General features: G+C 64.9%; 4 protein-coding genes and 2 pseudogenes. All 6 read left to right on the plus strand.

The genetic code is table 11. The features are described from left to right. The first annotated feature begins 387 nt into the window (after window positions 1-387). Complete coding sequence (locus JCM25156_RS08020; protein ID WP_025812709.1) at window positions 388-1,434, plus strand: rod shape-determining protein; 1,047 nt, start codon at window positions 388-390, stop codon at window positions 1,432-1,434. Between the two features lie 143 nt (window positions 1,435-1,577). Continuing rightward, on the plus strand, window positions 1,578-2,492 hold the full coding sequence (gene mreC, locus JCM25156_RS08025; RefSeq protein WP_034958918.1) for a rod shape-determining protein MreC: 915 nt from the start codon (window positions 1,578-1,580) through the stop codon (window positions 2,490-2,492). Continuing rightward, window positions 2,489-3,055: a hypothetical protein gene (locus JCM25156_RS08030; RefSeq protein WP_025812711.1), complete on the plus strand. Its 567-nt coding sequence runs from the start codon at window positions 2,489-2,491 to the stop codon at window positions 3,053-3,055. The genes mreC and JCM25156_RS08030 overlap by 4 nt, the downstream gene beginning before the upstream one ends. 36 nt (window positions 3,056-3,091) lie before the next feature. Beyond that, a complete protein-coding gene (mrdA, locus tag JCM25156_RS08035) occupies window positions 3,092-5,011 on the plus strand; it encodes a penicillin-binding protein 2 (protein ID WP_025812712.1) in 1,920 nt (639 codons plus the stop codon). Window positions 5,012-5,070: 59 nt separating this feature from the next. Further along, window positions 5,071-6,222, plus strand: a pseudogene (gene rodA / locus JCM25156_RS22635) (rod shape-determining protein RodA). Further along, window positions 6,222-6,417 (plus strand): annotated as a pseudogene (locus JCM25156_RS08045) (DUF3293 domain-containing protein); the annotation flags it as partial. The pseudogenes rodA and JCM25156_RS08045, both read left to right, overlap by 1 nt.

Genomic DNA, 6,417 nt, shown 5'->3' on the forward strand with positions numbered 1-6,417 from the left:
CTCGCATGCGCCAAGCCCCAGACACAGCCCGGCGGCCAGCAGCACGGCGGGGCGGAAGGTCACGGGGCGAGAAGAAGTGTTCATATATGTTTTCCCGGTGTCGCGCGTCGGGTGGCACAATGACACCCGGATCGCGGTATGATGTAGATGGTATGCCAGTAATGGTCTGACCATGTCCAAAGCAGGACGTTTTGTAACAATCAGCGGCAGGCGGGCGGAATTTAACAAATTAAAATCATCTGGCCCCTTGCCCGCGCCTGCCTGCCCCGGTAATCCCTCGTACCGATCCAGACGGTTTTCGACGGAAGTGCAGGCATGCCGCGATGGCATGGATTGCCGGTCCGGGCGTGGGACGGTCCTGTCTGGTGTGGATGTCGGGAGTTCTGGATGTTTGCTCGTGTACTGGGTCTGCTTTCCGCTGACATGGCGATCGACCTCGGCACGGCGAATACGCTGGTTTACGTCAAGGGGCGGGGTGTCGTCCTGAACGAACCTTCGGTCGTCGCGCTGGCTGAGGTACGGGGCAAGAAACAGGTTCTTGCCGTGGGCGAGGAAGCCAAGCAGATGGTTGGCCGCACGCCCGGCAACATCACCGCCATCCGCCCGCTGCGCGACGGCGTGATCGCGGATTTTGAGGTGGCGGAGGAAATGATCAAGCATTTCATCCGCAAGGTGCATAACCGGCGCATGTTCGCCAGCCCGCTCATCATCGTCTGCGTGCCATCCGGTTCGACCGCCGTCGAGCGCCGTGCGATTCAGGAAAGCGCGGAAAGCGCTGGCGCGCGCAAGGTTTTCCTGATCGAGGAACCGATGGCCGCCGCCATTGGCGCGGGCCTGCCGGTGACCGAACCTTCGGGCAGCATGATCGTCGATATTGGCGGCGGCACGACCGAAGTGGCCGTGATCTCGCTTGGCGGCATCGTCTATGCCCGGTCCGTGCGCGTGGGCGGCGACAAGATGGATGAGGCGATCATTTCCTACATCCGCCGCAACCATAACCTGCTGATTGGTGAAAGCTCGGCCGAGCAGATCAAGATCCACCTCGGCTCCGCCATGCCGCCCGATGACCCGGATGATCCGGGGCCGTGGCGGGAGGTCAAGGGGCGTGACCTGATCAACGGCGTCCCGCGTGAGGTGGTGGTGTCGCAGGGGCAGATCGCCGAGAGCCTGGCCGAACCCGTCAGCCAGATCGTGGACGCGGTAACCACGGCGCTGGAAAACACGCCGCCCGAACTGGCCGCCGATATTGTTGACAAGGGCATTGTCCTGACCGGTGGCGGCGCGTTGCTCTACCGTCTGGATGAAGTGCTGCGGCGTGCGACCGGCCTGCCCGTTACGGTGGGTGAGGACGCGCTGTCCTGCGTGGCGATGGGCACCGGGCGGGCGCTGGAGGAAATGAAGCGCCTGCGCAATGTATTGACAAGCATGTACTGACGAACGGAGGGTACGCTGCCCGCCAGGGTTTGAAGGCCAGCGTGCCGATAGGGGAGACGCAGGACGATGCAGGTCCGGCGATCAGGCACGGTAGGACAGCCCGACAGGCACGGCGGCGGCGCCGCGCGTGAAGGGGCAGGCTGATGCCCGTCTCCATCCAGTTCCGTCAGGCGCTGGGCAAGCTGGTCCTGCCCGCCCTGATTCTCGTGGCCTGCGGGGTGATCCTGCTGGGCAAGGCGGATCGCGCGCTGGTTGAAAAACTGCGCATGCGTACCGCCGATCTGCTCTCCCCCGCATACGCGCTGGTGGAATGGCCGCAGGAAAAGCTGCGCTGGCTTTCGGGCAACCTGCAGGACATCCGGAATCTGGAGGCGGAAAACATCCGCCTGCGCGCCGAAAACGCCTCCCTTCGCCACTGGTACGACGTGGCGGCGGCGCTGGCCGATGAAAACGCGACGCTGAAGGCCAACCTGCACTGGATTCCCGATAACGCGCCCAGTTTCGTGACCGGGCGGGTGGTGCGTGACACCAGCGGGCTGTACGCGCGCGCGGTGCTGCTGGCGGTCAATCCCGATACCGCGCTGGCCAAGGGGGGCATAGCCCTTGATGGCGCGGGTCTGGTCGGGCGGGTGACGGAAGTGGGCCGACGCTCGGCGCGGGTGCTGCTGATTACCGATTCGTCCAGCAGGCTGCCGGTCACGCTGGAAGCCAGCCACGCGGCCGCCATCATGGCGGGGGACAATTCGCCCATGCCGCGCATCATCTTCTACCCGCAGGACAATGTCCCGATCGAAGGCGAGCGCGTGGTGACGAATGGCGAGATCGAGAACCTGCCCGCCGGCCTGCCGGTGGGGCATGTACATTACCTGCGCCCCGGCCTGCCGGTTGTGGTGCCGGCGGCGGCGCTGGACCATGTCGATACGCTGCGCATCTTCAATTACGAGGACAGCATAGCCCCCCCCGACGCGCCGGGCCGCGTGCCGCTGCCCGCCGTTGGCCGCACCATGGTCCTGCCGTCGCAGTTCCAGATCAACCAGAACCGGGGGCTGCACGGATGAAGACCTTCACCCCCCCGCCGATCCGCCCCGGAATCCACCCCCGCTCCGGCCTGGGCAACAGGGTGGATCAGGGCATGCGGCGCAGCGTGCCCTGTCTCATGGTGTTTTTCGTGACGCTGGTGCTGTCCGCGCCGCTGCACCTGCCGGGGCAGGTGGAACTCATGCCCGCCATCGTCATGGCGCTGGTGTTCCTGTGGTCGGTGTTCATGCCCGCGGTCATGCCCTCGCTGGCGGTGTTCGCGCTGGGCCTGTGGGCGGATATTCTCAGCTTCGGCCCGGTCGGGGTGCTGCTGCTCATGATGCTGATCGTGCACGGGGTTGCGCTGTCGGGACGCTACACGCTGGCGCGGACCAATTTTTTTATGCTCTGGCTTGTGTTTGGCGTGGTGATGGCGGGGGTTACGGCGCTACAATGGGTGCTGTGTTCCGCGCTGGCCCTGCATGTTGTGGAGTTTCTGCCTTTTGTTTTCGAGACAGTTCTGTCCTTCGGCAGTTTTCCTGTCCTGTATGCAGGGTTTGTCTGGACTTACCGTTTTGTCGTCAATAACGCGGACCACTCCTGAAACGGGTGGAATGGCCTGTCCGTGCCGGATGAGTGAATGACGTTTCGTAAGAAGAAGTCCGGCAACCGGCTCATGTCGCGTCCCGAGGAAGGCAGGAATCCTTCCCGTGGCGTGTTCACGCGCCGCGCCCTGGTGCTCATGGCCGCGCAGGGGGCCATACTGGGCGCACTGGGTGAACGCCTGTACGGGCTTCAGGTTCGCGAGGGCAGTCATTACGCGAAACTTGCGGAAAACAACCGCCTGAGCAAACGCTTCTTCGCCCCGCCGCGCGGGCGCATTACCGACCGGTTCGGCATTGCCGTCGCGTCCAACCGCATCAACTGGCGCGCCCTGCTTCTGGCCGAGGAAACGAATGACATCCCCGGCACGCTGGCGCGTTTTGCCCAGATCGTGCCGCTGGAGCAGCGCGACACGGTGCGCATCGAGCATGAACTGCGCCACAAGCGGCGGTTCATCCCGATCATGCTGCGTGATTTCCTGTCATGGGACGACATGGCGCGGCTGGAACTCAACATGCCCTCGCTGCCCGGCGTGCTGATCGATGTGGGCACCACGCGCGTCTATCCGTTCGGGCCGCTTCTGGCGCATGTGGTGGGCTATGTCGCCCCCCCGGCGGAAAAGGACGTGGTGCATAACGCCGAACTCGCGCTGCCAGGCATGCGCGTGGGGCGCGCGGGCATCGAGCAGACGCAGGATATGAACCTGCGCGGGCAGGTCGGCTCGGTGGAGATGGAGGTCAACGCCGTGGGCCGCGTGATGGCCGAGCTTGACCGTGACGAGGGACTGACGGGCGACGAGATCACCCTTACGATCGACAGTGGCCTCCAGCAGCAGGTGCTTGGCCGCATTGGCGAACAGTCGGCCAGCGCCGTGGTCATGGACTGCCGCAATGGCGAGGTGCTGGCCATGGTCAGCACCCCCTCCTTCGATCCCTCCCTGTTCGATAGCGGGGTGACGCAGGCGCAGTGGATCGAATGGACCAACAACAGCCAGACCCCGCTGATCAACAAGGCGGTGTCGGGGCTGTATCCGCCCGGTTCCACCTTCAAGCCCGCCGTGGCCATGGCGGCGCTGCGCGCGGGCACGCTCTCGCCATCCGACCGGATCAACTGCCCCGGCTATATCGATGTGGGCGGCACGCGCTTTCACTGCTGGTCGCGCTACGGCCATGGTTCGATCAACCTGCGGCAGGGTCTGAAATATTCCTGCGATGTCTTTTTCTACGAAGTCGCCCGCCGCACCGGCATGGACACCATCGCCGCCACATCCGAACTGTTCGGGCTGGGGGCGAAACTGTCTGAAATCGAACTGCCGCATGTGCGTCAGGGCCTGATCCCCACGCCCACATGGCGGCGCGCGCATGGCCACCACTGGAACGGGGGCGATACGATCGTGAGCGGCATCGGGCAGGGATTCGTGCAGGTGACGCCGCTGCAACTGGCCACCTATGCCTCGCGCATCGCCACGGGGCGCAACGTGCAGCCGCACCTGATCCGCTCGGTTGCCGGGCGCATGGGGCAACTGACCGATCTGGGCCATGCGCCGGACATGAGCATGCCGGAACATTTCTTCGCGGATATCCGCGCGGGCATGTACGCCGTGGTGAATGAGGAAGGCGGCACCGCCCCCAAGGCCCGGCTGGATATTCCCGGCGTGCAGATGGCGGGCAAGACCGGGTCGGCGCAGGTGCGCCGCGTCTCACGCGCGATGCGTGAAAGCGGGCATTTCAATTCCGCCAGTCTGCCGTGGGAATACCGGCCCCATGCGCTGTTCATATGCTATGCCCCCTATGACGCGCCGCGTTACGCCACGGCGGTGGTGATCGAGCATGGCAATGCGGGCGCGGATGTCGCCGCCCCCCTTGCGCGTGACATCATGACCGATACCCTGCACCGCGATCCGGTCAATCACCGCGAACCGCCGGGGCAGGAAGTGGCGCAGGCCGACGTGGACTAGTCCACGCGCCCGCCCCCATGCCGGGGGTGCGCCATGCCCTGCCTGTTGTGGAGGACGCCATGAAATTCCAGAAGCGCCTGCTGCGCGCCGAGCCCAATTTCCAGATCCTGACCAAGCTGTGGCAGGTCAACTGGCTGTACGTGCTGCTGATCTGCGCGCTGGCGGTCGTGGGGTACGGGGCGCTTTATTCCGCGGGCGGGGGCACGCCGCGCCCGTTTGCGGGGCCGCAGTCCATCCGTTTCTGCTTCGGGCTGGTCATGATGCTGGGTCTTGCGCTGATGAGTCCGGGCATTCTGGTACGCATGGCGTGGCCGCTCTATATTTTCTCGATCCTGCTGCTGGTGGCCGTGCTGCGCATGGGGCATGTGGGCAAGGGGCGGAGCGGTGGATCATGCTGGGCGGCATACAGGTGCAGCCATCGGAACTGGCCAAGATCGCGCTGGTGCTCATGCTGGCAAGCTGGTTTCACAAGATCAGCTACCGCAGGATGGGCAACCCGCTGCTGCTGGTGCCGCCCGCGCTCATGGTGCTGCTGCCGGTAGCCCTGGTGCTGAAGGAGCCCAACCTGGGCACCGCCGTCATCATCGGCACGGTGGGGGCGAGCATGTTCTTTGGCGCGGGCATGCGGCTGTGGCAGATCGCGCTTGTGGTGCTGCCGGTGCCGTTTCTGGCCCGCATCGCCTACGGTCACCTGCATGATTACCAGAAGGCGCGGGTCACTACCTTCCTCCACCCCGAAAGCGATCCGCTGGGGGCGGGCTACAACATCATCCAGTCAAAGATCGCGCTGTTCGGGCGGCATGTGGGGGCAGGGCTACCTGCAGGGCACGCAGGGGCAGCTCAACTTCCTGCCGGAAAAGCAGACCGATTTCATCTTCACCATGATTGCCGAGGAATGGGGGTTCGTCGGCGGTATCATCGTCATCGGCATGCTGCTTTTGCTGGTGTTCGGCGGCATGCTGATCGCCATACGCAGCCGCAACCAGTTCGGGCGGCTGCTCGGGCTGGGCATTTCCATGAACTTCTTTCTCTACTGCGCGGTCAACCTGTCCATGGTGATGGGCGCGATCCCGGTGGGGGGCGTACCGCTGCCGCTCATTTCCTATGGGGGGTCGGCCATGCTTATGGTGATGTTCGGCTTCGGGCTGCTCATGTCCGCATGGGTGCACCGCAACGCGACCTTTGGCGAGACGGTGGGGGAGGACAGCTGATGGCGGGCATCCTGCCGCCAACACCCGGCGTGCATCGTGCCTACAGGCTCAGCACCTATCATGCGGCGGGGCTTCCGGTCATCCGCATCGGCCACAGGCCGCGCTGGCATGGCCGTGCGCCAGCGGGGGACATCGTGCTGCTGAGTGCCTGCAACCCCGGCGGCAGGCTGTACGCACCGGGCTGGAACCGGCGGA

The sequence above is a fragment of the Komagataeibacter kakiaceti JCM 25156 genome (assembly GCF_000613305.1).

Coding starts and splice junctions, on each gene's coding strand:
- JCM25156_RS08030 (WP_025812711.1), top strand. CDS start 2,489: ATGAAGACCTTCACCCCCCCGCCGATCCGCCCCGGAATCCACCCCCGC.
- JCM25156_RS08020 (WP_025812709.1), top strand. CDS start 388: ATGTTTGCTCGTGTACTGGGTCTGCTTTCCGCTGACATGGCGATCGAC.
- mrdA (WP_025812712.1), top strand. CDS start 3,092: ATGACGTTTCGTAAGAAGAAGTCCGGCAACCGGCTCATGTCGCGTCCC.
- mreC (WP_034958918.1), top strand. CDS start 1,578: ATGCCCGTCTCCATCCAGTTCCGTCAGGCGCTGGGCAAGCTGGTCCTG.